Source organism: Geomonas paludis (assembly GCF_014193585.1).
GTDB lineage: Bacteria > Desulfobacterota > Desulfuromonadia > Geobacterales > Geobacteraceae > Geomonas > Geomonas paludis.
On the sequence record NZ_BLXY01000002.1, the window covers coordinates 891,678 to 916,007 of the forward strand.

The following is a 24,330-nucleotide window of genomic DNA, read 5'->3' on the forward strand; positions in this document are numbered from 1 at the left end:
GCTCCCCATGACCTCCTTTGATACGGTGCCTCGCGCGCCGCTTTATTTCACGCCGTAGATCTGGTCGAACATCCCGCCGTCGGTGAAGTGGGTCTTCTGCGCCTTGCGCCAGCCGCCGAAGGTGTCGTCGATGGTAACGAGCTTCACCTTGGGGAACACCTTGGCGTACTTGGCGGCCACCTTTTTGTCGCGCGGACGGTAGTAGTGCTTGGCCGCGATCTCCTGGCCCTCAGGCGAGTAGAGGTACTTCAGGTACTCCTCGGCGAGCTTCCTGGTTCCCTTCTTGTCGACCACCTTGTCCACCACGGCGACCGGCGGCTCGGCCAGGATGCTCAAGGACGGCACCACGATCTCGAACTTGTCCTTGCCCAGTTCGTTGACGGCGAGGAACGCCTCGTTCTCCCAGGCGAGCAGCACGTCGCCCTGGCCGCGCTGCACGAAGGTCGTGGTGGCGCCGCGGGCGCCGGAATCGAGCACCGGTACGTGCTTGAAGAGTTCGGAAACGAACTGCTTGGCCTTCGCCTCGTTGCCCCCCTTCTGCTTCAGGGCGTAGGCCCAGGCCGCCAGGTAGTTCCAGCGGGCGCCACCGGAGGTCTTCGGGTTCGGCGTGATGACGGCAACGCCCGGCTTCACCAGGTCGTTCCAGTCCTTGATCTTCTTGGGGTTACCCTTGCGCACCAGGAAGACTATGGTCGAGGTATAGGGAGAACTGTTGTTGGGCAGCCTCTTCTGCCACTCGGCCGGAAGGAGCTTCGCCTTGTCGCTGATCTCGTCGATGTCATAGGCCAGCGCCAGGGTGACCACGTCGGCCTCGAGACCGTCGATCACCGCCCTTGCCTGCTTGCCGGAACCGCCGTGGGACTGCTTGAAGGTGACATTGGAGTGCCCTTTCTTGGCAAAGGCCTTGTTGAAGTCCTGGTACAGCTCGCGGGTCGGATCGTACGAGACGTTGAGGAACTCCTGTGCCGCAAAGGCGCTGAGGGGCAGTGCTGCGGTGAGCAGTGTGACAAAAGCGGTGCGGATCTGTCTCTTCATGGCGATTCTCCTTTTTCTGTTTAGTCTACAGATTTGATAGATTTAAAAGGCAAAAAAAAGTGCTGCCGTGCTTAGATACAAAAATCGATGACGTTCTTTTCAGAGAGTTCGGCGTGGTCGACGCGGTTGAGCACATCGGCCAGGGTGGTGTTGTCGAGGATCTGGGCGATCGCGTCGCGTACGTCCTTCATCACCAGCCGGATGCCGCAGGTGTTCTCGTTGCCGCACTCGGTACACTTCGCGTACGCGGTCTCGCTGACGCAGGGAACCGGCGCCAGGGGACCTTCCATGACACGGATGGCCTGCCCCATGGTAATAAGCCTTGGCGAACGGCCCAGGTAGTAGCCGCCCCCCTTCCCTTTCCGGCTCTGCAGGATGCCGCTGTTTTTCAGGGCCAGCAGGATGGCTTCCAGAAACTTTTTGGGTATATTCTCGTCACGCGCGAGGTCCGCGATCAGGATCGGTCCCTGCTCGTACTGGCGCGCAAGGTAGATGAGGGCCTTGAGGCCGTATTTGGTTTTCTTCGATATCATCTATTACCCTGTCGTTTTTGTAGACTTGTGTATAACCCCTGCGTCACTTTCTGTCAACATTTTTTTGGAACTTTCGACGCCGCGGCAGCATCAGGCAGAAATCATTCAGTTTTTTTCAGCAGTCATTCATCCACTCTCTTACGTTGAAACCGGCGCAAAAACGATGTACAGTCCGGGCCTATGCACTCTCATCCTGCCAGTGGTTCAGTCAAAGGAGTTTCCCATGCGTTACATCAATACCGACAAGATACTCGCCGCCCAACTCACCACACCTGCCGAAAACCCGCTCGTCGGTGACGACACGCGCCTCATCGATGTCTGGTTTGACGGCAGCGCCGTGCGCAAGCAGCTGTTCAAGAAGGTGCACAAGACCGAGCAGGAAGCGATGGCCCAGGAGCTCGAGCAGAGAGGCTTCATCCGCTCCGGGAATCTGCTGATCAACCCGAAGGCGGTCCTCTTCGCCGAGATGGAGCACGAGATCGTCGGCGGCCTCGTCACCATCGGCTACCAGGACAACGGCAAACCGGTAGAACTGAAGATGGAGACCCAGGCCTTCAAAGCCCTGTGCGAGCGGCTGGCGAAACAGGAAGGCTGAGCGGAAAAGCGGTAACTTGAGGGATGTTATGAAGACACAGTACTACGCAGCATCCAGTCTGGACGGGTTCATTGCCACCGAAGACGATTCGCTGGATTGGCTTTTCACGTTAGGCAACGTCGACGAGAGCAGCTATCCCGCGTTCATCGCCGAGGTCGGCGCACTGGCGATGGGTTCAGCAACCTACGAGTGGATGCTGCGTCATGCCGACGAGGTGGCCCGGGAGACCGGATCGGCGTGGCCGTACATCCAGCCGGTGTGGATCTTCTCAACCAGGGAGCTGCCAGCCATTGCGGGAGCGGAGATCCACTTCGTCCGAGGAGACGTGCGGCCGGTCCACGCAGAAATGAGCAAAGCGGCCGGTCCCAAGAACATCTGGATTGTAGGCGGAGGTGATCTAGCCGGTCAGTTCTATGATGCCGGGCTGCTGGACGAAATAATCGTTCAAGTAGGTTCGGTCACCCTCGGCAAAGGCAAGCCGCTCTTCCCGCGTCGTCTGGTCGCCCCCCCGTTGACCTTGGTATCAGTGCAGCAGTTCGGCTCCGGCTTCGCCGAATTGCGTTACCAGGTACCGAAAAGTGCCCCATGAGACTCCTCTGGACGCCGCGCTCCCTCAGGCTGCTTTCCGGGGAACCTTGAGAACCGACAAAGCCTCGGGATCCCGATCCAGCAGAATGAGCGCGTTGCAGACGGCTCGGCTGGGAAGAAGATCGCCTTTTTCGTATTTCTGGAAAGCCCTGGGACCACCTCCGATGACCACACCCGCCGCCTCCTGTGTCAGGTTCAATTTTTTCCTGATGCGTCGTATCTCCTCGGGCGGGAGGAGCCCCTCACAAGAAGCCTTCAGCCTGTTCAACATTCTGTCCGACACTTTCAGGTCCTCTCCTGTATGGATGCTCTCTTCAGACCGATCACAATACCATCCGGGCATCTCGAAGGTAATCGATTCCCCCTTATAGGTAAGGGTAAAGGGCCGCGCGTCTCGGTACATAGTCGCCCCGGTTTCAGGACAAACAGGATTACTCATTGATCCATTTCCTTAAAAAACAGACTTCTCAGCGACTCTTTTTTACACCATAAAGGCCCGTTTTATCAAAACAAATACTTACCGACAGCCTTCATCCATCCGATTATGGGGCAGTTATTCGTCATCGTCTAAATACTCCTGCCCTTTAAGCACAACTCCGTCCAGTTTTTCCAACCGATCAAAATAAGGCGCACCACAGTGTAGGGTTTTGGACCCTTTTTTTTCTCCTGCCACAGTGATCGTTACGCCCGCATCTCGTTGTGGCCGAGACTCTTCTCCTTCGAAATTGCTAAAAATTTCGTAGGTCACCTTGGCGTTAGTGAAGGACACGGCCCTCCTATCCACTCGTGCCCTGAAATAGTGTGCAGCGCTAAATTTTTCAACAGATCTGGCAGAGTCTGCAGGATAGGAGAACTCCTTTTGGCCTAACGTTCCAAATCGATAAACCAAGTACGCGTCTGGCGCATGTAGCGATTTTGAGCCACAAAGAGAAATGTATTTTTGCGATGAGCGGACTTTGCAAGAAAACACCACGGTTTCGGTACTCGTGCAATGTGAAGGGAACGCAGGTGCACCCGCAGAGATCTCAGGTGGGAGGCAACATACAACTATGGTAATGATTGCAGATTGGATATTGAGCCTCGCGGAGAAACGCCTGTGGAGATTTGTTTTCATTATAGGGGTAGACTCCTCTTCTTATAATGTTGATATGCCGTTTCCAACTTCAGATCATAATGATTCTGCTTATAGGCGGTGCCATTATACCCTTTAGGGAATAGAGCCCATTTTCTGTCCCTTAGAAGTGGGATCAGATGGTGATCCTGGCAGTACGCAAGGAAACTCTTCAAATGTTCTTTCTCGGAAAGAAACATCGCGTCACAGAAGTCAAAAACATTTTTAAATCCGCTGTGGTTAAAACCCATGATTTGAAACTTCCCCCAAGAAGCTGATTTCACCGCTGATTTAGGGTCAATTGAAAAAGCCTCAAACAGTCTCCTCCACTGTCCCTTACCATAAAACCTTCTTGCCCCCGCCCAAGTAGTTTGCGAAAGATGGGGGTGAGAATGGTCGTATCTGCCTGCAGTAAAGTGGTGAAACCACCTGGCCTCAAATAAGACCTTAGGTCTTCCCTTACTGTCAAACCCAGTCCGCCCCCCTGATTCAACTTCGGAAACAGCAAAGATAGCGGCAGCGTCAACGTCATAAGCCTTGGCTGTAGTTTCAAAGTCGAGATCGGAGAGAAGCGGAGGTGTTAACGAGAGGGGTTGGGGGATGACGTAGCCTGCCGAAGAATCTGCGGCTCGTGCCTTTCTCAGAAGATAGTGCAGAGAATTTACCGTACCGGGATCAGCATCGTCATTCATTCCTAACGGCCCAGGCGTAATCCCAAGCCGCGTCCGTAGATTTGGATCTGCTTGATCATTGATGCCAAGAGGTCCCGGCGTCCTTGATGGCAGGTCCCGCAGCAGACATAGTCGGTTGAAAAGGTAAGTTGACCGCATCAATTAACCTCCCGATAGTTCCTGAGAACAGGAACCATCTGCTGTCTTCCATGCGACCGCCGCCCTGAAAAGTATTAGATAATACCAACCTTAATACCTATTTCAATCATTCAGCAACACGCCTCTCCCGCCCCTCGCCGACTACGCCGTTTTCCCCTTCCAGACTTTCTTGCCACCGCCACATCCACTCCTTTTACCTCCCCACACTCAGCCTCTGCCCCCCAGTCCCCTCAGTCCCCCCAGTCCCCTCAGTCCCCTCAGTCCACCCAGTCCACCCAGTCCACCCGGTCCACCCGGTCCACCCTGCGCGGGTTACTATTGCCCCCAGCCCGTTGACATCATTGAGAAAAAAATATATAGTTCGCCGCTAATTGGCCAAGCTTTAATGAACAGCACTTTCCCGGAGGAAAACCTAAATGACCGCTGCGATCGTCATCGGCGTCATCGCCGTTATCGCCGTCTTCGTTGCCATTTCGTCGTACAACAGCCTCATCAACCTCAAGGAACAGACCAACAACAGCTGGAAACAGATCGACGTGCAGCTCAAAAGACGGCACGACCTGATCCCCAACCTGGTGGAGGCGGTGCGCGGCGCCATGCAGTTCGAACGCGAGACGCTGGAGGCGGTCATCACCGCCCGCAACAAGGCCGTCAGCGTCTGCACCGGCGCAGGTCCCGGCAACGTCGCCGAGATCGCCGCGGCCGAGGGCGCCCTCACCGCCGCCCTGTCCCGCTTCTCCGCCATCGTGGAGGCCTACCCGGACCTTAAGGCCACCGGCAACGTGGCACAGTTCCAGGAAGAACTCACCTCCACCGAAAACAGGGTCGGCTTCGCCCGCCAGGCCTACAACGACACCGCCACCAGCTACAACGTCGCACAGCAGCAGTTCCCCAACGTCCTCTTCGCCGGCATGGCCAAAGCCGCACCGGCAACGCTTTGGGAGATCAGCGAACAGGCCGACCGCGAGGTCCCCAAGGTGAACCTCTCTTTCAAGTAACCCTCAGCAAAGGAAATCCATGGCTTCAGGAGAAATGGCGGTCAAGGTCGCCTTCAGGAACAACCTCGTCATCTTCGTGTTCAAGCTTTTCGCCGCCCTCACCACGCACAGCGCCGGCATGATGGCGGAAGCGGTGCACTCCCTGGCAGACACCGGCAACCAGGTCCTGCTCCTTTTCGGCATGAAACGGAGCAAGATCCCTCCCACCGACACCCATCCTTTCGGGCACGGCAAGGAAGAGTACTTCTGGAGCTTCATCGTCGCCATGCTGCTCTTCGTCCTGGGCGGCGTCTACTCGCTCATGGAAGGGTTTCACAAGCTCCAGCACCCCGAACCGCTGCAGCACCTCTATCTCAACTACGCGATCCTGATCTGCTCCATCGTGCTCGAAGGGCAGTCCTGGCTGATTGCCCGCCGCAGCATGGGGAAACATTCCTCCTCGGATCTGCTTCGAGGCGTGGTCGACTCCAAGGACAGCGGTACGGTCGTAGTCTTCGTGGAGGACTCCGGCGCCCTGCTGGGCCTGGTTATCGCCCTCCTTGGTACCGCCCTCGTTTCCCTGACCGGTAATCCCCTCTACGACGCGGCCTCCTCCCTCTGCATCGGCGCGCTCCTCTTCGTCATGGCGCTGTTTCTGGCCAACGAGATGAGGAAGCTGATGATCGGCGAGGCGATCGACCCGGTCCAGGTCCGCTATGCGCGCCGCATCATCAACGGCCACGACCACGTGCTGGCGGTGGGCGCCATCCGCTCCATGCAGCTCGGCGTCGCCGACTCCCTCATCTGCATCGACGTCGACTTCAGGCAGGAGTTGCACGACCACGAGCTGGAACAGACCATAGCCGAGTTGAGGGACAAGGTGCAGAAGACGGTCCCGCAGCTGAAACACATCTTCATCCAGCCCGCGGCTGTAGTAGCGCGCAGCGAGGGGTAATTCGTGGCGACCTTCTTCGAGCTGCAGGAAAAGAACCGGAGCAAGACCAAGTGGGTCGTGGTCCTCTTCGTCGCCTTCTTCCTGTGGCTTGGACTGGGACTCGACCTGGCGCTCCACTACAAGGCCCGGGCCCACACCCGCCCCGTCCCCGCCGAGGTCTACCGGGAGACGGGGCCGGGTTCCTACCAGGAAGCGCAACTCCCGCCGGGGGCGATCCGCCCCTACCAGAAAAAATCCCCACCGTTTCGCCCCGTGTTCACCGTCCTGATCGGACTTCTGGGCGCCGGCCTCGCCTGGTGGGAGCTCTCCAGCGCCGCCACCACCGTGCTCAAAGCCGTCCGCGCCACGCCCGTCAGCGAGGACACCAAGGGGCCCGGGCGGGTCTTCCACAACGTGGTGGAAGAGATGTCCATCGCCGCCGGCATGCCCATGCCGTCGGTCTGGGTCATCCCCGACCGCGACCCGAACGCCATGGCGGTCGGCCTCAAACCGGGCGATTTCCACGTCGCCGCGACCGAGGGACTGCTCCTCTCCCTGACCCGCGAGGAACTGCAGGCGGTGGTGGCCCACGAGATCGCCCACATCAAGAACCAGGACGTGCGCCTGATGACGACGCTCACCGTGCTGGTGGGGATATCGGCGCTGATCGCCGAATTCGTGGCGCGCTGCCGGTATCACGGCGGCAGCGACAGCAGCGGGGACGACGACAGCCGCATCGGCACCATCATCTTCGTGATCTGGCTTCTGACCGTGCTCCTCGCCCCATTGGCCACCCGCATCATGGCGCTCATGGTCAGCAAGGAGCGCGAATACCTGGCCGACGCCTCGGCGGCGCAGTTCACCCGCAACCCGCAGGCCCTCATCTCGGCCCTGGAGAAGATATCCGGCGCGGCCGGCGCGACGCACAGCATCAGCCAGGCCAGCGCCCACCTGTGCATAGCGAGCCCCACCGCGGCCGATCTCTCCGAGGAAGAGGGGCTGTTCTCGACCCACCCGCCCATGTCGCAACGGATCGCGCGCCTGCGCCTCATCGGCAGGGGCATGACCGTAGCGCCGTCTGGAGGTTAAGCAATGAAATGGAAACCGAGGACCGAGGTCCCGTTCGCACTGGCCGTGCTGGCCATGGGCGTTTTGCAAGCGCAGGCGGGAACGTCGGGGGACTGGTCGGACGGCAAAAGCCCACAGGATCTGGCCAGCCGCGTGGGGGTGAAGATCCACCTGAAGGAGGTCTGCGACAACGGCCACGGCATCCCCTCGTTCGGCAAAGGGGGGAGAAACGGGCGGCTGGTCATCGTGAGCCAGGAACCGGCCAACGTCAGCAGCACCATCATCGACCGCTGCGACGGCACCAGGGACATCCTCGATGACGAGACCATGCGGCAGGAGTACGAAAAAGGTCCCGCCTTCGACGGCTCCTCCGGCGGCCACTACCACTACAACTCCTGGCTGAACCACTACTACAACAACACGCTCTACTCCTACCGGCAGGGACGCACCGGTTCCTACGACCACGTGAGCCCGGCGCGCTTCGCCAACCGCGCGGCGGCCCTGCAGTCCAAGGGCGCGGCCAACCACGTCGCCTCCGCGATGTCGGGAGGCAAGGTCTCCTCCGTGTCCGGCGGACGCTCCGGATTTTTCTCCGGCGGCGGCAGGGGAGGCGCCTGACATGGTGCGGCTCGTGGAGGCCAAACCGATCAGCTCGGACGATCTCGCCCGCGCCGGGTTCGACTGGTTCGACCAGGAGTACCAGTGCGCCGGCGAGATGGTCGAACTCACCGAACCGGAGGTGGATGCCTATCTCGACGCGGCGGAAGAGCTGTACGAGATGTTCGTGGACACCGCCGAGGAGATCATGTCCAACAACCTCCTCCCCGAGTTCGGCTTCCCGCTCGAGATGAATGCCCAGATCTGGGAGAGCTGGGAAGAGGACCGTTACTGGCACGTCTACGGCCGCTTCGACCTGGCCGGCGGCATGGACGGCGTGCCGATCAAGCTGATCGAGTTCAACGCCGACACCGCGACCCTGGTGCTGGAAACGGCGGTGGTCCAGTGGCTGCAGGCGAAGCTGAACGGCTTCGACGAGGCGGCGCAGGCAAGCGATCTCTTCGAGGCGCTGCGGGACCAGTTCGACAAGCTGGCAGCGCTCAACCCGCAGCTCGAGCGGCGGCTTCTCACCACCTGCTTCGACTCCTCCGAGGACTACTGGACCTGCCGGCTTATCGAGAAGGCGGCCAACGACGCGGGGTTCGACTGCGACTTCGAGGACGTCGACGCCGTCACCTTCGCCCCCGGCGGGGTCTTCACCACCGATCCCGAGGAAGTCTGCTGGCCCTACCTCTACAAGCTCATCCCGTGGGAGTCGATCGCCTTCGAGGAACCGGAACTGCTCGACCTGTTGGGACAGTCGATGAAATCGGGATCGACCATGGTGATCAACCCGCCCTACACCCTGCTCTTCCAGCACAAGCGCTTCCTCGCCAAGCTCTATGAGAAGTACCCCGACCATCCGTACCTTCTGAAGACCTCGCTCGCCCCCCTGCCCGCCCCCTGCGCCAGGAAACCCGTGCTCGGGCGCGAAGGGAAGAACGTCGAGCTCCTCCTGGGTACCGGTGCCATAGCGGGCGCCGACGGCGGCTACGGTGCGCAGCAGTCGATCTGGCAGGAGCTGGCGCAATTCGCAGTCGACGGCAAAGGCAACAAGTACCAGGCAGGCGTGTTCTTCGCGGGGCGCCCGGCCGGGCTCGGCTTCCGCAGGGATCCCCGCATTCACTCCGACCGGTCGCAGTTCATCGGCCACATCATCAGGTAGCCCGGAGTCTTCATGGCAAAGGCAAAGAAAAGCGACTCGTCCGGCCTGCTCTCCAACTTCGGCGTCATGGCCAGCATGATCGGGATAGGGATCGCAGTAGGCGGCGTGTACCTCGCCAACCTCTACAACGAAAGGCAGGAGCGCAACGAGAAGCTGCGGCAGTTTTGCGCCGGGGCGCTGGCAGGCGTCGCCCAGTGCCAGAGCGAGTACGCCGCCCTCACCTCCCAGAAAGAGTGGGCCGAGATAAAGCCGCTGGCCGACCGTGAGAAATGGAGCCAGGCCATTGCCGAGGGAGGGGCCAGGATCAACGAGGCCAGGAAATCGGTGTGCGAGGAAGGGGCGAAAGATCTCGACGCATGCCAGGAAGTCGCCGACACCGTGAAGGAAGTGATGGCGGGGCTGTCCGAGCACATGGAGGACATCCAGGTCGCCTCGCTGGACCGTACCGGCATCAAGGAGCGCCTGCACAAGGATCTTTCCGAGAGCAGGACCCTGTTGCGCCGTGCGGAAGAGCTCCTGGGAAACCCGAAGAGCCTGCGCGAAGGAGGCGACCGCACGCTGGTTGCGAGCATCAAGCACGAGCTGTCAGGCGCGAAGGAGGGAGACGCCCTCACCTTCAGCGAACTCTACCTCAGTTCCCGGATCGCCGAAAAAAGCGCCGAGCGGCTGCGCTGGCTGGTGCAGAGGCTTATCGGTGAGAAGGCAGTCCAGGCCGATGAGTGGGTGGTGCACGTCCTCGACAGCCGTCCCGCCTATCTCGCGACCCTGGTGCGCTACACCTGGGACAACAGCAAGGACTCGCCCCCCGTGTCGAGCACCGAGTCCACCGTCGAAGTGAGCAGGGACATATTGGACACCATCAGGAGCAGCACCGGCGCCACCATCGCCGAAACGAGATCCTCCGGGGCGATCTTGCAGTCCCGGGTGAACGAGGAAGTTGCCACCGCGCTGGGCCTGCCCGCCCTGGCCCAGGCCCCCTACCCTTATTACGACAGCCACGGCGAGATCTACCTGGAGGAATGTTCCGAGGCGTTGAAAGTCACCTTCCAGTTCAGGTTCAAGGGGCGGACCGTCGAACGGGCCGCAACGATTTACAAGGAAGAACTGGGCGTGCTCTACCCGCTGACCGCCGCCCAGACCTTCGTGCTCAAAGAGAAAAACGCCTCCACCGACCAATTAAAGATACCGGTGTGGCTGGCGCAGACCTGGAGCCAGGTTTACAACCAGCGCAACCCGCAACAAGGAGGGATCTAGGATGGCCATCGCGCTCGATCACAACATCATCATCAACTACGGTATCTACCTGGTCCTCTCCATGGTTTACCTGGCCCTCTTCTCCTGGATCTACATCCGCTTCACGCCCTATGACGAGATCGGCCTGATCCGCGAGGGCAACATGGCGGCAGCCGTAAGTCTCACCGGAGCCCTGCTCGGTTTCGCCATCCCCGTAGCCATCGTCATCGCCCACAGCGTGAACCTGGCCGACATGGCCGCCTGGGCGTTAATGGCCACCATGGTGCAGCTTTTCGTGTTCAGTGTGCTGCGCAAGGTGTTGGGTTTTGTAGTCGACGACATAAAAGCCGGCAAAGTCCCCTCCGCCCTCCTCCTCGCCGCCTTTTCCAGCGTCGCAGGCATACTCAACGCGGCGTGTATGACGTACTGACAAGGGGTTAAAATGTCCCTTCTGCAGACTAACCTGAGCGAACAGCAAAAGATACTTCCAACACTGAGGTCTCGGCTGCGGGAAGCCTACCAAGGTGCCCGCCATGATGCCTTGGTGTTTGCTGCCTTGACGGTGCTGCTGACACCGGTAGCAGTGGTTTTCTTCCTTCTCACCCTGTTGTTCGCGTTGGCGCTGGTCGACCTGCCGGTCATCGACCACCTTGGGTACCGAGCATCTCTGATTACCGGAGCAAACCTCAGCCTCGGCTTCATGGCCGCGTCCTATTTCCTGCGCCCTAAAGAGGCATACCAGCAGAAAAGCGATGACAGCATGTGGTTGCTTATAGGTGGCGGCTTATTCTGCGCCCTGCTTTCCCTCTGCTATCTCACCCAGCTTTCCGCGAGCCACCCGGCATGGTTTTGGGCGCTTTACCTCCTGTTAGCACTCGTGATGCTCGGCTGTATCGGGCACGCCTATGAACCCCATGACGACTACTATCTCGGCTGGACCTTTGGACCGGTACTGATAGATAACCCTTTCACTATAAAGGACGATATCGATCGTGCTCATATCGGTCTCGGTTTTGTGGTCGCCGTGTCCCATCTGATCCTGGAATCCTACGGCTCCATCTTCGGCAGCCGTTGGATTTGGTCCCGAATGGGTGAATCAGAGATCACAGCGTCGGTCACGTTACTGCAGCGGTTGGCGGTACAGGACTCTTCAGGTGTGGTAGCTCTTCTCCACGACCTGGAAAGGAAATCAGCAGCCGATGTTGTTAGAGCACTGGTAAAGCTCGACCTGGTTTCCATGTACAAGGGGCGACCAAAGCTGAGTACAAAGGGGAAAGCATTTTTGGAAGTAAAAGCATAAGAGTCACAATTAGCTAGGCTCTCCAGCGAGGTAACACGTCTGCACGTTTAATATCATGGGCCTCCCCATGCCTCCCATGCCTCCCATGGAATGCGTGCGTAGCAGGAGGGGACGACATTGCGGAGGTTTCCTGGAATTAGCGGGCCGCTTGGGCGTTGATGGCCACCATGGTGCAGCTTTTCGTGTTCTCGTTCTGCGCAAGGTATTGGGTTTTGTAGTTGACGACATAAAAGTCGGCAAAGTCCCCTCCGCCCTCCTCCGAGCCGCCTTTTCCAGCGTCGCAGCGATACTGAATGCGGCGTGCATGACGTGCTGACGAAGACAGTAAGGGATGAACGGTTGCAAGTTTCCAGTGGCCCCTCCTGCCCTAGCCCTAGCAATTGCCACGCAAAAAGGTAATTTTATTCCAACAAGTTTAATATTTAGTGCAAATAAAGCAAAAACTCTAGAATTGGTGAGGCGCAAAAATGACTGAAACTTCAACAAGAACAATCGTGCACTACTCTCTCAAGCTTATTTCGAAACATGATAACAGTGAAGCTAATCCAGCTTTGATAAAAAGTTGTTTTGAAGCAATTGCAAGCCTACCAAAAGTCGAGAGGAAACACGATGATGCAACAAGCAAAAAAGTTCATTTCCTTGATCACACAGTTAGAAGCGGCACAAACATTTTAAGCGGCTACTTCAAATCTGCAAAATATGATTATCGTCCGCCACTTATCGATAAAAACACATTGGCTGAGAGAAGGAGCCCAAAATCAAAGTCAGAAGGCGAGCAGGAAAAAACTCACTTTGCTTTACGTGTAGACAAGGATGATGCGTTGCTTTTACTAGAACAAAAAAAGGCAGGTATATCTATAGGCACTCACCTTCCTTGCTTCGCACCAGCGAGAGCCTTGTCGCTTTTAATTATTTTATTCCAATCTCACAACCTTATTCAGAATACAACGCAGATGGCGCAATGCAAGGGGAGCGGTTAAATACTTCAACCGCCCCTGAGGGGGCTAAAAAGCCGCGGTCTGCAGAAAAGAGATGTGATATGGGGAGGGGAAAGGTGTCGGAGCAGAACTGGGGATCATGGCTGTAACGTTTCAGGTGCCGGCTGGTTGGCCTTCATCCATGCGACGAAACGTTCCCTGTTCCTTCTGGACAGGATGCGTGGGAACTTCTCCGGATCGTAGAGATAGAGACAGTGCCTGATCGAGGTGTAGGCGCTGAAGGTTCTTTCCGGATTCTCCGCGACTATGTGGTCGCGGTACTCCCTGACGACCTTCAGATTCTCGTTCAGGCACCGGTGCAGTTCGGCCTTTAGCAGGGTGCTGTTTTGTTCCAGGATGTCCTGGACAAAATCATCCACCTTCTCGTCGTCGAAGACAAAATCGCGAAAAAAGTGCGCGGCAATGGGCACGAAGTTGAAGGCGTTCACCGTCCTGGTGCCTGCGCTCGCCGCCTGGCCCGGCGCTTCCGGTTCGATCTGCGTCACCGTCGCCTGCTGCATCAGGTCGGAGGTCGCGTTCCTGATCTCTTTGAACTCACGGTCCGCGAGCTCGAAAAGGGCGGCGAGAACGTTGATCCTGCGCTTCAGGTCGACCGGGATCGATTTCTTGTACTTGATCTTGTGGTCCAGCCTGCTCCACGCATCTTGAATCAGTGACCGAATCTGCACCTCGAAGCTGATCTCCATCGGCGGAAGATGCTTGGCGAGGCAGGGAGCCTGCGGGTCCAGCGCCAGGTCCATGTGCAGACCTTTGTAACCAAAAGAGTCTTCCGTGCTCTCCACTGCAGACGTCTTGTCCGTGACGTTCAGTATCGTATAGTGCCGTTGCAGCAGCGCCGAAACGACCGGGACTTCATCCTCGTAGAGGCAGACGACCCGGATGCCGACCAGGTCTGATATGAAATCCTTGATCGCGTAGGGTTGCTCGTCAGCCTCGAGCTTGCCCTGATACTTGCGCTGGAACTTCTTTATGCATTCCTCTCTTTCCTTGACGCGCCCTTCTATCTTGGTGACCTCACCAACATCGCTTTGCCTGACCAGGGTCCTGATCATGCCAAGATATGCATCCTTGGCGGCGATCAACTGCTTGTGGTTGCTTTCGTAGTACTTGTTGAAAATTGCTTTTTCCTGTTCAAAATCCAGTGATGCCATGTATCTGTCCTTATGTGACGCTGTTGTTGCCCTCTACATCTTCGATCTCAGGTACAGTTCCTCTACCTTGTCTCTGGCCCAAGGCGTCCTTCTTAGGAACTTGAGGCTGGAGGGAATGCAGGGGGTGTGGGTAAAGCAGCGAATATCGATCCGTCTGCCCAGCTCTTCCCAGCCGAGTTCCTCCACCAGTTCGGTGAGAATCATCTTCAAAGTGACGCCGTGGAGCGGGTCGTTTGGCGATTGAGCGGTCATTGTTTGATCCTGATGGCTGTTAGATACAGATCTGAGAAAAAAGACATGCTGCTGATATGGCTGATTTGCTGAAAGAAGTCAACCGAATCTCCCCCCAAGCTCCCCTGAGACCATTGGCCACGGAGAAAACCTGAGGACTTCTGAGAAAACCGGAGAATAAACAAAGAGAGAGCGGCCTATGCTGGCCGCTCGGGATCTGGTGGAACGCTTGGGGAGGGCAGAGCGATGAACGGAACAACCAAGGATTGTGCAGTTGCCGGGGTTTTACTGTGCGATTGCCTTCACATCGTCAAAGCAGGTCACCGAATCGGCCTTGGTCCACAGGCCGACACCGCCAGCCTTGAACGTGCCGTCACGAGCCTCGACAACAAGTTTGCCGTTCAGGTAGCCTCGGATGTCGCTGCCTTTGACCTCCACGCGCAGTTCCTGCCATGTGCCCGACGGCACCTTGCCCGACCCTTCCTTGATGGCTTGGCGCGATCCGGCCACGTACCTGTAAATGTTGATATTGTCCTCCAAGGCGTTGGCCCGGAGGATGTAGAAGTTGTCCTGGTCCTGGATGCGGAAAATGATGCCCGCCGCCCGGTCCTCGTTGCCGGAGACGGGCTTGAACCGGGTCGACACGGTAACGTCGGTAAAGACCTTGTCACTGAGCACGATGGCCGGGAACTGCGACGCCCCCGTCTGGCAAAGGACGTGCGGCGGGCTCGGGGCGTCGCTCTCCGCTTTTACAGCCCACGTGCCGCTGAAGGCGTGCGCTCCCGACGGGATACTCCCCACCTTTTCCTTATCGAAAGACCACTGTGCTGTCTGTCCCCTCACCACACCCTTTTCACCGGGTTGATGTTTGACCGCGGCACTGGAACTGCCACCTATTCCGACTAACAACGCTGCCACCACGGTACCTATTGCTATCACCGATTTGGTAGTCATGTCGGGTTCCTCCTCTCCTGCTTGAGTCATCATAACATCTCGGATAAAAACCTGAAACCATTGGCCACGGAGAAAATCTGAGGACTTCTGAGAAAACCTATACTACAGGAGAGAGAAATGTTTATGTGATCACCACGGTCGGTTTTCTGCTTTCATTCGTGCTGAGCAAACTGCAAGGATAGGAGCACGCGCCAATTCTCTGCTCTCATTGACCTCGGCAACAACGCTTCCCCCGCGTGCCTCACAATTACCTCCAGATTCCAGGGATGCCCGGTCTAGGAGATTTGCCTCTCTCAGACGTTCTCTGATTTTCTCCGTGGCTAACGGTTCTTTGTCGGTTCGGGCGTGAACCAGAGACCGCGCCCCTGCACCGCGTGCTTAGCAGCTTAGAAATGCCGCTCTTCCACCTCTTCGGCTGCTTTATGGCGCTTGGCGGGAGGCTTCCAGAAGCTGGCTTGCCAGTTGTCGATCCCGTTTTCCCGTGCCACCCACGGGGGAAGACCGACCTTGAAATGCCGGGAGAGCGCGTTGACGTAGGGCTCGTACATGAGGCGCAGTTCGGCAAGGTTCTGTTCCAGTATCGCCCTCTCCTTCAGCTTGTGTCCGCTGCGGCGCAGGATGTCGCAGATCTCGTCCAGCTTCGCCGGCGGGAGCCGGTCGGAGGTCAGCTGCCGCGGCTGGGTCCTGAACACGAGCGCGAGATCGACCACCGCGTGGCGCGACATGGCGAAGGTAAGCTCGGCCTGCCGGTTGCAGGTCCCCTCCACCCCCGCCATGATCAGGGCGCAGGTATCGAGGATCGAGGTAAGTGCGGCCAGCCAGGACTGGTTGTCATGCTGTGAGCGGAAATAGGCGAGCACGGGGTAGGAAAGATGACCTTCCAGAAACTCGGCAGCCCAGCGCTCCCACTCGTGCAGCAGTTCGCGCAGCGATTCCGCGCCGCCGTGATGGCTGTGCCTGCGCAGCATCTCCGAAGCGGTGGGAGGTGAACCGGCCCGGGCGTCGAGCAGGGAGATGCTCACCTCGCGCCGGGCGAAGGATTGGTTCAAAGCGGGCAGGTAGCTGATCACCAGGGCGAGAAAGGCGAACCCCATGCCCGATTCGACCACCACCAGCAGGCGCCCCAGGCTCGTCTTGGGCACCACGTCGCCGATGCCCAAGGTGAAGAAGGTGGTGCCGCTCAGGTAGAGGTCGCTGATCAACTCGGTGCCGCCATTGGGGTAGAAAAGCCAGGAACCGCCCCAGTGGATCAGGGCGAAACCCAAAATCAGCACCGCCGCCCAGATGCTCAGAAGCAGCAGCAGCGACAGCGGCCCGAAGTAGCTCAACCAGGTTTCCCGGCGCCTGGGCGGCACGAAGTTGTGGATGAGCCAGGTCCAGGGGCGCCAGCTGCTGCGGTAGAAGACCCGCGTGATGCGGAAGCGGCGCGTCACCCGGCGCGGCAGGATGATGGTTTCGAACCCTTCCCACAGCACCAGGAGCACCAGCACAGCCCCAACGATCATCGCCACGATAGCCATAACCTGCCTCTCACCTCATAGCAATTTCAGAAATTCTCTCACCAAGACCGTCGGATGCAACGGCAGCCAAAAATATGGACCTAAAACATTGGCCACGGAGAAAATCTGAGGACTTCTGAGACAACCGGAACCAAAAACAAAAAGAGAGGGGTTATCCCCTCTCTAGTGTTCTGCCTCTCTCAGATTTCTCCGTGGCTAACGGTTTTCGAAACGAAGTTGGAGACTACCTGCGCCCGCCATACGGGCCGCGCCCATAATGGCGGTCGTAGTCATCGTAATAGTATCCGCGGTGGTGCCCGTAATAACCGTCCACCGGCACGATGATGCAGCCCGACAGCAGTGCAGGTAGCACTACTAGTGCCATGAGGTACCGGATTCTCTTTTTCATATCCCTGCTCCTTTTCACCCGGACATGCCATCGTCCTCCTTTGATTATAAAGAGATTGAGGTGAAAAGTGGAGGTGCGCGGCAAAAGGGACTGGCTCCGTTAGGTGCCTGTCCCTCTCGCCGAATACTCTTTTCAGCTTAGCCACCAAAGGGGACAGGCACCTGGCGGAGCCAGTCCCCCTCAGGTGCCTTGTTTGCCTTGGGCTATCACCGCTTCGAAAGAGGTGGTCGGCCTGCCGATCAGTGAGCTCAACTGGTGGCCGTCATCGAAGAGCCCCCCTTGCGCCGCGCCGCTGTCGGAATCGGCCAAGAGCGCCGCGAGCGGCTCGGGAAGCCCTACGGATACGAAGAGTTTTTTGAACTCGAGCTCGGGGAGGTTCACGTAGTTGACCGGCTTGCCGTACTGGCGGGTAACCTCGGCGGCGAATTCGGTGAGGGTGTAGGAGGTGTCTCCGGCCAGTTCGTAGGTCCGCCCCCCCTGCCCTGCCGTTGTGAGCACCGCGGCGGCGGCTTCGGCGTAATCGACGCGGGCGGCCGACGCGATGCGCCCTTCGCCGGCGCAACCGTAGAAGGAGCCGTGCTCGACCGCCGGCGGAATGCTGGCCGCGTAGTTTTCGGTGTACCAGCCGTTACGCAGGATGACGAAGGGGACGCCGGATTCGCGGATCAGCGTCTCGGTGGCAGTGTGCTCGGCGCCAAGGCCGAGGGGGGTGGTGTCGGCGCGCAGCAGGCTGGTGTAGGCGAGCAGCTTCACGCCTGCCTTTTTGGCAGCATCGATGACGGTGCGGTGCTGGTTGATGCGCTGACCAACTTCGCTGGAGGAGATCAAGAGCACCTTCTCGGCGCCGGCAAGCGCTGTCCCCCAGGTCCCGGGCGCGTTGTAATCTGCCTGGCGCACCTGTACACCCAGGGAAGCGAGATCCTTGGCCTTTTCCGGGTTGCGCACGGCGGCGACGATGCGGGAAGCGGGAACCCTTTTGAGCAGCGATGCGATGACGAGACGTCCTAACTGTCCGGTTGCTCCGGTGATGACGATCATGTGAGTATCTCCTTTATGTGTCGGTGCGATTTATGTTACAGGTGGAGCATAGCAACGACGATTACAAAAAGTAAGTACGCACAAAAAGGTAAGTGTCATGAGTGAGCTGGAAGTAGTAACCCTGTCGGACCAGATGCGCCGCGGGGAGCTGTTCTGCGTACAATGCCCTTCGCGGGAAATACTGAAGCATGTCACCAGCCAGTGGGGCGTCCTCGTGCTGGTCGCGCTGATGGAAAAGACGCACCGATTCAGCGAATTGCGACGCAAGGTGGGGGGGGTGAGCGAAAAGATGCTGGCGCAGACGCTGCAGTACCTGGAGCGGGACGGATTCGTCGACCGGGTTTCCTTCCCGGTGGTGCCGCCTCACGTGGAATACTCGCTGACCCCGCTGGGAAGGGCCATCGGCGAGAAGGTCGCGGCCCTGGCCGACTGGATCGAGAGCAACCTGCCCAGCATCATGGCGGTTCAGCAGGCAGGGGGGCCGGAAGAGGCCGAATAATGGACGAAGGGGGCGCAGTCTCGCAACTGCGCCCCCTTCATGCGTACTTCCACCGGTCGGAACGATGGTCTGCGTGGGTTTCCTGTAGGGGCGAATAATCATTCGCCCCGTTTTTTTACGCACAGCGAGATTCTCCGTGGTGCCTCCAGCGGCTGGGCGAATGATTATTCGCCCCTACGGGTGATCCGACTCCTACTACTTCAACTTTTCCGTAAAAAAGGTTGCCAGCTTGTCAAACGGGATGTAGTTCACCCGGTCGTAGAGGTCAACATGTCCCGCACCGGGCACGATGTAGAGCTCCTTCGGCTCGGCGGCAAGCTGGTAGGCATCCTCGCTGAACTCCCTGGAATGGGCCGTCTCACCGGCGATGAACAGCATGGGACGGGGAGAGATGGTCTCGATGTCGTTGAAGGGATAGAAGTTCACGAATTTCACCTCGGAGGTAAGCGCGCGGTTTTGCGTCTGCTCCAGGGTCATCCCCTCAGGAATGTGAATCCCGCGCGGCGTACGGTAGAAGTCGTGGAACTCACGAGTGATCGGGTCGGCATTTTCGCCCAGCTTTACCGGCAGGTAATTGAGGAACTTGGGCTTGCCGCTGGTGAATTCGGCGTAACGCTGCTCCGCCGCAGCTTCGACCATTTTCTTTCTCTGCTCCACGGTCTGCGAGTGTTTGAGTCCGCTACGGGCGGCGGCACCCATGTTGTACATGCTGACCGTTGCAATGGCTTTCAGGCGCGGGTCGATCTTCGCGGCGCTGATGGCGAAGCTGCCGCTGCCGCAGATGCCGATGACGCCGATCCGTTTCCTGTCCACGAAGGGGCGGGTGCCGAGAAAATCGGCCGCGGCGCTGAAGTCCTCGGCATAGACATCCGGCAACACGGCGTTGCGGTATTGCCCTTCGCTCTCGCCCCAGAAGGAGAGATCGATAGCAAGGGTGACGAATCCCCTTTCGGCCATCTTGGTGGCGTAGAGGTTGGAGCTTTGTTCCTTGACGGCGCCCATGGGATGCCCGACGATGATCGCCGGGCTTTTTGCATCGGCGCGCAACCCTTTCGGGATGAAGAGGTTCCCGACCACCTTCATCCTGTACTGGTTGTTGAAGGAAACCTTCTGCACGGTCACCTTGTCGCTCTTATAGAAGTTGTCCGCTCCCTCTACGATGTCCTTGGCGGAAGCCACGCCTGCGGTTGCCGAAACGATGCCCAGCACCGCCGCGCCAATAACAGCAAAGCTGCGAGAAATAAAACCTTTCTTGTTCATATCTAACTCCTTTCCATGTTGTCGTTCAGTCTCCTGTTGAAAGACTGGCATTAGGCCTGCCAACTACTATTGCCTTGCGTTGCTAAGTCTTCAATTTATAAAGGCACCCCGGGGCTCGGGGAGCGGCTGGTGTGGCGGAAGATTATGGCTAATAGCGTCAGCCTTTGATGCGGTTCCCGCTTCCAATCACTACGGCGGCAAGACCGAGAAGAATGGTCCCCCCAATGAACGTCGCCGCGATGGAAAGGTGATCGAGGAGCAGGCCGCCAAACGCCGCACCCAGCAGGATCGAGAGCTGTATGGCTGCGACCATCAACCCGCCGCCGCTTTCCGGCTCGTCGCTGATCCCTTTGGTCAGCCAGGTAGACCACGCAACCGGGATTGCCGAATTCAGCGTCCCCCAAGCCATCATCATGACCGCCACTTGCCATAGCATATGGCCGACCGCCAGCAGGCCGAGCGTCACCGCCGCCAACCCGATGGGGAGCAACCTGAGCAGCGCATAAAGATGCCGCCCAAGCAGTGCGCTGGCGCCGTATGTGCCTGCGAATCCTGCTCCGCCCAGGCCGAGCAGGAGCAGTGACAGTTGCGGGACGCTGACCCGCGTGTAGGTTTCCAAAAACGGCCGCATATAGGTAAACGTAGTAAAGGCTCCGGCAAAGGTGAGCATGACTCCCACCATGGCAAAGATGACGTTGCGCCTTTTCAGCAGGCCAAGGATCTTACCCACCGGGTGGGCTGTCTGCGGGGGCATGGACGGCAAGCTGATCCACTGCCAGATCAGGTTTATTACGACCAGAGGTACCAAGGCCCAAAAGACGCCGCGCCAGCCGACAATCCCTCCCAGATAGCTGCCGATGGGCGCAGCAAAGGTGGTGGCAAGAGCGTTACCGGTGTAGATGGCTCCCAACGCCTGAGGAACGGACTCATCCGGAACAAGGCGCATGATGGTTGCCGTAGCCAGAGCCCAAAAGCCGCCGACCACGATCCCCAGAAGCGCCCGTGCCGCCATCAACGTCCCGAAGGTTGCCGCCTCGGCCATGAGGATCAAGGAGACCAACATCAGCCCCGTAAGTCCCATGAGCACGTGGCGGCGATCAAACCGACCTGCAACGGTGGCGATTAAGAGGCTGGTTACCACCGCGAAGAAGCCTGAGATGGAGATGGCCTGGCCTGCCGCTCCGGCGGTCGCCCCCAGGTCGGCGGCAATCGGCGTGAGCAGGCTGACCGGCATGAACTCCGAGGCGATCAGCATCGCTACGCACAACGCCATAGAGCCGACAGCGCTCCATGTCTGCCGTGCGGAAACGGCGCGCTGCACCGCCGCTGGAGTGGCGGCCGCCTCAACAATAAATCCTTCCGATGCGGAGAAAGCTGCATCCATTCTGTTGTCAGCGAGAACGGCTGTAGATTCCACGCAGTTTGCGAAGGTGACTTCGTCATCAAAAATTGCACTCATGATCCAGGTACTCCTTTGTGTTGCCATTGCCTTGTCTGGTGATTTCATCCTAGACCAAGCCATGAAAATGGAGATAGACCGATCCTGGAAAATTATTGCCTGATCCCACAAAGGGTCGCGTATTCATTGTAATGCGGGTTCCGGGTTGGTATGATGGGCGCTAGAGATGAATAGGAAGTTTTTCCTGCGAAATCAGTCCGATGCGAGGGTGACATGTACAACAGGATGGAAGCTGCGCTCGAGACGATGAAAGAGAGTCTTGCCCGATGGACGAAGGGTGGCAACCTGAGCCAGTCGTCCGTCCCTGCGCTCTGGTTCTTCAGGGAGAATGGCCCTACCGAACCGACCAGCGCGGTTTACGAGCCATGCGTTTGCCTGGTGGTGCAGGGGGCCAAACGGGTACAGCTTGGGACCGAGCAGTACATCTACAACGACCGCCAGTATCTGATCACGTCCGTCAACCTGCCCACGTTCGTCCAGGTTATCGAGGCGAGCAGGGAAAGGCCGTTACTGGGCCTCAAGTTGACCTTCGACATACAGCAGGTTTCCCAGATGCTGGTGGACAGCAACTTCCCGCATGACCGCTCGCAGCAGTCCCGCCATGGTATGGCGACCAGCGAAATAACCCTGCCGCTGCTCACCGCCTTCCAGCGTCTCATCGACCTACTCGACGAGGAGCGCGACATCCCGATGCTGGCCCCCATCATCGAGAAGGAAATCATCTACCTTTTGCTGGTTGGGGAACAGGGAGCGCGGCTGCGGCAGATAGCGGCGGCGGGGAGCCAGAGTCAACAGATAGCGCGGGCCGTTGAATGGCTGAAGAACAACTACGCACAGCAACTACGCATTGACGACCTGGCATCCCAGGCCCGCATGAGCCCATCGTCCTTTCACAACCACTTCCGGACGCTGACCGCGTTGAGCCCGTTGCAGTACCAGAAGCATCTGCGCTTGCACGAGGCGAGGCGCTTGATGTTGGCGGAGTCATTGGATGCCGCTGCCGCAGCGTTCCAGGTTGGCTACGAGAGCCCCTCCCAGTTCAGCCGCGAATACAACCGCCTCTTCGGGGCGCCACCGTTGCGCGACATCACCAGGCTGCGCCAACTAGCCGTCGCCCAATAACCCACTTCCCAAGCGACTAAGGGGGAACAGTCCCCCTCCTTGGCACAGGCACACCTCGCTCGAGACTTTCACCCTCCCAGGGTGAAGTAGAAGGTGGCGCCCTTGCCCACCGCCCCCTCGCCCCAGATCCTGCCGCCATGGCGCTCGACGATCTGGTGCGAGGTCGCCAGCCCTATCCCCACCCCATCGAACTCGGAACCGTGCAGTCTCTCGAAGGGCTTGAAAAGCTTCCCCTGGTAGTTCATGTCGAAGCCTGCTCCATTGTCAGTCACGAAGAGAACGTCCTTGCCGGAGATGGTGGTCTTGCCCACTGCGATTCTTGGGAAGGAGGTCTTTGCAGTGTACTTCCAGGCGTTGCCCAAGAGATTGCCCAGCAGTTGGTTGACCAGGTGGATATCCCCCTGTACGGTAAGGCCGGGCTCTATCTCCTGGCACACCAGCCGATGCGGTTCGGTTTCCTGCAGCATCTTCAGGATAGCGCCAGCAGCGGCACTGAGGTCGACGGGCTCCGGGGTGATGGTCGCCCTCGCCACCCTCGAGAGCTCCAGCAGGTGGTCGATGAGCGCGCCCATCTGGTTGGCGGCGCCGCGCATGCGGTCCAGGTAGGTGCGGGCCTCGTAGGGGAGTTCCGGGCCATAGTCCTCGATGAGAATGGAACTGTAGCTGCTGATGTGTCGCAAGGGGGCACGCAGGTCGTGCGACACCGAGTAGCTGAACGATTCACGCTCGCGGATGGCTGCCTGCAGATCAGCGGTGCGCTGGCTGACCCGCTGTTCGAGCAGCTCGTTGGCTTCTTTGAGTTCGTCCCTCTTGGCGAGCAGCTTGTCCTGCATCTGTTTCTGCTGCGCTACGTCCCAGGTAAGATCGGCGAACAGGTTGACGGCATCGACATCACTTTCCGTATAGTCAGAAGGCTTGTTGCCGACGCCTAAAATGGCGACCACCTCTCCGTGTCTTTGCACCGGGACCACCAGGATGCGCTGGATCGGGGCGTGCCCGGGGGGAAGTCCCTTGCGGTGCGGCAGGCTGTTGTAGTCGTTGTAGATAATTGCCTTGCCGGAGCGCAGGCAGTCGGCCCAAACACCGGCTGCTTCGATGCTGTACTGCCTGACCCGATCCTCGACACGGCAGAAGTTGTCCAAGGTGCTGGTGGACCAGGCCTTCAGCGACACGGACTCGGCGACGGAGTCAAAGAGGTGATAAAAACCGATGGTGCTGTCGGTCAGCAGTTCCACCTCGTCCAGCGCTTTCGTCATCAGTTCGTCGAGGGGATGAGCGGCGGCATACTGCACCACACGCAGGCGCGAGAGATGGATGTCACTGAGCCGCTTTTGCCTGGAGATGTCATGCATGGTCACGAAGACCTGGTACGGCGTGGACTCGCCGGGCCGGAACATCGGGATGGCGTTGAGGTTGAACCAGCGGAAAGATTCTTTGAGTGGGTTGAAGACCCCGGCGATGAAGTCGCGTACCGGCAGGCCACTGCTGAGCGAAGCCATCGAGGGGTGCCGTTCGGGCGGGAGGTCGGATCCATCTTCGGCGATGACGCGCCACTGCGGGTTCATCGAGGTGCGCCCCAGGAATTCGTCGAGGCTTAGACCGAACATGTCGAGGGCGGCAGGGTTGACATCGGTCAGGGTGCCGTCCGCCGACTGGAAGAAGGCGCCTTGGGCCATCTGGTCGAACAGGGCGTGGTATTTGGCTGCGTCGTCTCCCATAGCGATCCCTTCCGTTTCGGCAAAGT

27 protein-coding genes are annotated in these 24,330 nt (G+C 58.7%); 13 read left to right on the plus strand and 14 right to left on the minus strand.

Annotation, left to right across the window (positions count from 1 at the left end; translation table 11 throughout):
* Positions 1-42: 42 nt before the first annotated feature.
* Together H7687_RS09455 and H7687_RS09460 are read right to left on the minus strand one after the other, a co-directional pair.
* Entirely contained in the window at positions 43-1,035 is a 993-nt protein-coding gene (locus tag H7687_RS09455; RefSeq protein WP_183346796.1) for a sulfate ABC transporter substrate-binding protein, read from the minus strand.
* Between the two features lie 71 nt (positions 1,036-1,106).
* Positions 1,107-1,568 carry an RrF2 family transcriptional regulator gene (locus H7687_RS09460; protein ID WP_183346797.1) on the minus strand — a complete coding sequence of 154 codons (462 nt, stop codon included), beginning with the start codon at positions 1,566-1,568 and terminating at the stop codon, positions 1,107-1,109.
* A gap of 223 nt (positions 1,569-1,791) precedes the next feature.
* On the opposite strand from H7687_RS09460, the gene H7687_RS09465 reads away from it, so the two are divergent.
* On the plus strand, positions 1,792-2,163 hold the full coding sequence (locus H7687_RS09465) for a hypothetical protein (protein ID WP_183346798.1): 372 nt from the start codon (positions 1,792-1,794) through the stop codon (positions 2,161-2,163).
* Between the two features lie 28 nt (positions 2,164-2,191).
* A complete protein-coding gene (locus H7687_RS09470) occupies positions 2,192-2,752 on the plus strand; it encodes a dihydrofolate reductase family protein (protein WP_183346799.1) in 561 nt (186 codons plus the stop codon).
* A 24-nt stretch (positions 2,753-2,776) separates the two neighbouring features.
* Here the strand turns inward: H7687_RS09470 and H7687_RS09475 are convergent, their stop codons facing one another.
* The 3 genes from H7687_RS09475 to H7687_RS09485 form a co-directional block, all read right to left on the minus strand.
* On the minus strand, positions 2,777-3,190 hold the full coding sequence (locus H7687_RS09475) for a type II toxin-antitoxin system MqsA family antitoxin (RefSeq protein WP_183346800.1): 414 nt from the start codon (positions 3,188-3,190) through the stop codon (positions 2,777-2,779).
* Positions 3,191-3,304: 114 nt separating this feature from the next.
* Positions 3,305-3,520, minus strand: a complete 216-nt coding sequence (locus tag H7687_RS09480) for a hypothetical protein (RefSeq protein ID WP_183346801.1) — start codon at positions 3,518-3,520, stop codon at positions 3,305-3,307.
* Positions 3,521-3,864: 344 nt separating this feature from the next.
* Positions 3,865-4,554, minus strand: coding sequence for an N-acetylmuramidase family protein (locus H7687_RS09485; protein WP_183346802.1), 690 nt, complete (start codon positions 4,552-4,554; stop codon positions 3,865-3,867).
* Positions 4,555-5,108: 554 nt separating this feature from the next.
* Between H7687_RS09485 and H7687_RS09490 the strand changes: the two genes are divergently transcribed.
* From H7687_RS09490 to H7687_RS09530, 9 genes are all read left to right on the plus strand, one after another.
* On the plus strand, positions 5,109-5,690 hold the full coding sequence (locus tag H7687_RS09490; RefSeq protein WP_183346803.1) for a LemA family protein: 582 nt from the start codon (positions 5,109-5,111) through the stop codon (positions 5,688-5,690).
* Positions 5,691-5,709: 19 nt separating this feature from the next.
* Entirely contained in the window at positions 5,710-6,624 is a 915-nt protein-coding gene (locus tag H7687_RS09495) for a cation diffusion facilitator family transporter (RefSeq protein ID WP_183346804.1), read from the plus strand.
* Positions 6,625-6,627: 3 nt separating this feature from the next.
* A complete protein-coding gene (locus H7687_RS09500; RefSeq protein WP_183346805.1) occupies positions 6,628-7,692 on the plus strand; it encodes a M48 family metallopeptidase in 1,065 nt (354 codons plus the stop codon).
* Between the two features lie 3 nt (positions 7,693-7,695).
* The gene (locus tag H7687_RS09505; protein ID WP_183346806.1) at positions 7,696-8,289 is read left to right on the plus strand and encodes a hypothetical protein; all 594 of its coding nucleotides are present in this window, start codon (positions 7,696-7,698) and stop codon (positions 8,287-8,289) included.
* Position 8,290: 1 nt separating this feature from the next.
* Positions 8,291-9,433 carry a glutathionylspermidine synthase family protein gene (locus H7687_RS09510; protein ID WP_183346807.1) on the plus strand — a complete coding sequence of 381 codons (1,143 nt, stop codon included), beginning with the start codon at positions 8,291-8,293 and terminating at the stop codon, positions 9,431-9,433.
* Positions 9,434-9,445: 12 nt separating this feature from the next.
* The gene (locus H7687_RS09515) at positions 9,446-10,687 is read left to right on the plus strand and encodes a hypothetical protein (protein ID WP_183346808.1); all 1,242 of its coding nucleotides are present in this window, start codon (positions 9,446-9,448) and stop codon (positions 10,685-10,687) included.
* A 1-nt stretch (position 10,688) separates the two neighbouring features.
* A complete protein-coding gene (locus tag H7687_RS09520; protein ID WP_183346809.1) occupies positions 10,689-11,096 on the plus strand; it encodes a DUF350 domain-containing protein in 408 nt (135 codons plus the stop codon).
* 12 nt (positions 11,097-11,108) lie between these two features.
* Positions 11,109-11,966, plus strand: a complete 858-nt coding sequence (locus tag H7687_RS09525; RefSeq protein WP_183346810.1) for a hypothetical protein — start codon at positions 11,109-11,111, stop codon at positions 11,964-11,966.
* Between the two features lie 467 nt (positions 11,967-12,433).
* Positions 12,434-12,946, plus strand: coding sequence for a hypothetical protein (locus H7687_RS09530; RefSeq protein WP_183346811.1), 513 nt, complete (start codon positions 12,434-12,436; stop codon positions 12,944-12,946).
* A gap of 95 nt (positions 12,947-13,041) precedes the next feature.
* Here H7687_RS09530 and H7687_RS09535 read toward each other — a convergent pair whose 3' ends face one another.
* From H7687_RS09535 to H7687_RS09560, 6 genes are all read right to left on the minus strand, one after another.
* Positions 13,042-14,115, minus strand: a complete 1,074-nt coding sequence (locus H7687_RS09535) for a GTP pyrophosphokinase (RefSeq protein ID WP_183346812.1) — start codon at positions 14,113-14,115, stop codon at positions 13,042-13,044.
* Positions 14,116-14,148: 33 nt separating this feature from the next.
* Positions 14,149-14,367, minus strand: coding sequence for a VF530 family protein (locus H7687_RS09540; protein ID WP_183346813.1), 219 nt, complete (start codon positions 14,365-14,367; stop codon positions 14,149-14,151).
* Between the two features lie 264 nt (positions 14,368-14,631).
* A complete protein-coding gene (locus H7687_RS09545) occupies positions 14,632-15,300 on the minus strand; it encodes a 3-keto-alpha-glucoside-1,2-lyase-like domain-containing protein (protein ID WP_183346814.1) in 669 nt (222 codons plus the stop codon).
* Between the two features lie 386 nt (positions 15,301-15,686).
* Entirely contained in the window at positions 15,687-16,820 is a 1,134-nt protein-coding gene (locus H7687_RS09550; RefSeq protein WP_183346815.1) for a potassium channel family protein, read from the minus strand.
* 223 nt (positions 16,821-17,043) lie between these two features.
* Positions 17,044-17,208 (minus strand): hypothetical protein, encoded by a 165-nt coding sequence (locus H7687_RS09555; RefSeq protein WP_183346816.1) that lies wholly within the window; start codon positions 17,206-17,208, stop codon positions 17,044-17,046.
* 180 nt (positions 17,209-17,388) lie between these two features.
* Positions 17,389-18,246 (minus strand): SDR family oxidoreductase, encoded by an 858-nt coding sequence (locus tag H7687_RS09560; protein WP_183346817.1) that lies wholly within the window; start codon positions 18,244-18,246, stop codon positions 17,389-17,391.
* A gap of 97 nt (positions 18,247-18,343) precedes the next feature.
* Here H7687_RS09560 and H7687_RS09565 point away from each other — a divergent pair, with 97 nt between their 5' ends.
* Positions 18,344-18,745 (plus strand): winged helix-turn-helix transcriptional regulator, encoded by a 402-nt coding sequence (locus tag H7687_RS09565; RefSeq protein WP_183346818.1) that lies wholly within the window; start codon positions 18,344-18,346, stop codon positions 18,743-18,745.
* A 195-nt stretch (positions 18,746-18,940) separates the two neighbouring features.
* On the opposite strand, the gene H7687_RS09570 is transcribed toward H7687_RS09565, so the two are convergent.
* Positions 18,941-20,005 carry an alpha/beta hydrolase gene (locus tag H7687_RS09570; RefSeq protein WP_183346819.1) on the minus strand — a complete coding sequence of 355 codons (1,065 nt, stop codon included), beginning with the start codon at positions 20,003-20,005 and terminating at the stop codon, positions 18,941-18,943.
* Between the two features lie 157 nt (positions 20,006-20,162).
* The gene (locus H7687_RS09575) at positions 20,163-21,464 is read right to left on the minus strand and encodes an MFS transporter (protein ID WP_246404738.1); all 1,302 of its coding nucleotides are present in this window, start codon (positions 21,462-21,464) and stop codon (positions 20,163-20,165) included.
* A gap of 213 nt (positions 21,465-21,677) precedes the next feature.
* On the opposite strand from H7687_RS09575, the gene H7687_RS09580 reads away from it, so the two are divergent.
* Complete coding sequence (locus H7687_RS09580) at positions 21,678-22,586, plus strand: AraC family transcriptional regulator (protein ID WP_246404740.1); 909 nt, start codon at positions 21,678-21,680, stop codon at positions 22,584-22,586.
* A 68-nt stretch (positions 22,587-22,654) separates the two neighbouring features.
* Here the strand turns inward: H7687_RS09580 and H7687_RS09585 are convergent, their stop codons facing one another.
* Complete coding sequence (locus H7687_RS09585) at positions 22,655-24,304, minus strand: PAS domain-containing sensor histidine kinase (protein WP_183346820.1); 1,650 nt, start codon at positions 24,302-24,304, stop codon at positions 22,655-22,657.
* Between the last annotated feature and the right edge of the window lie 26 nt (positions 24,305-24,330).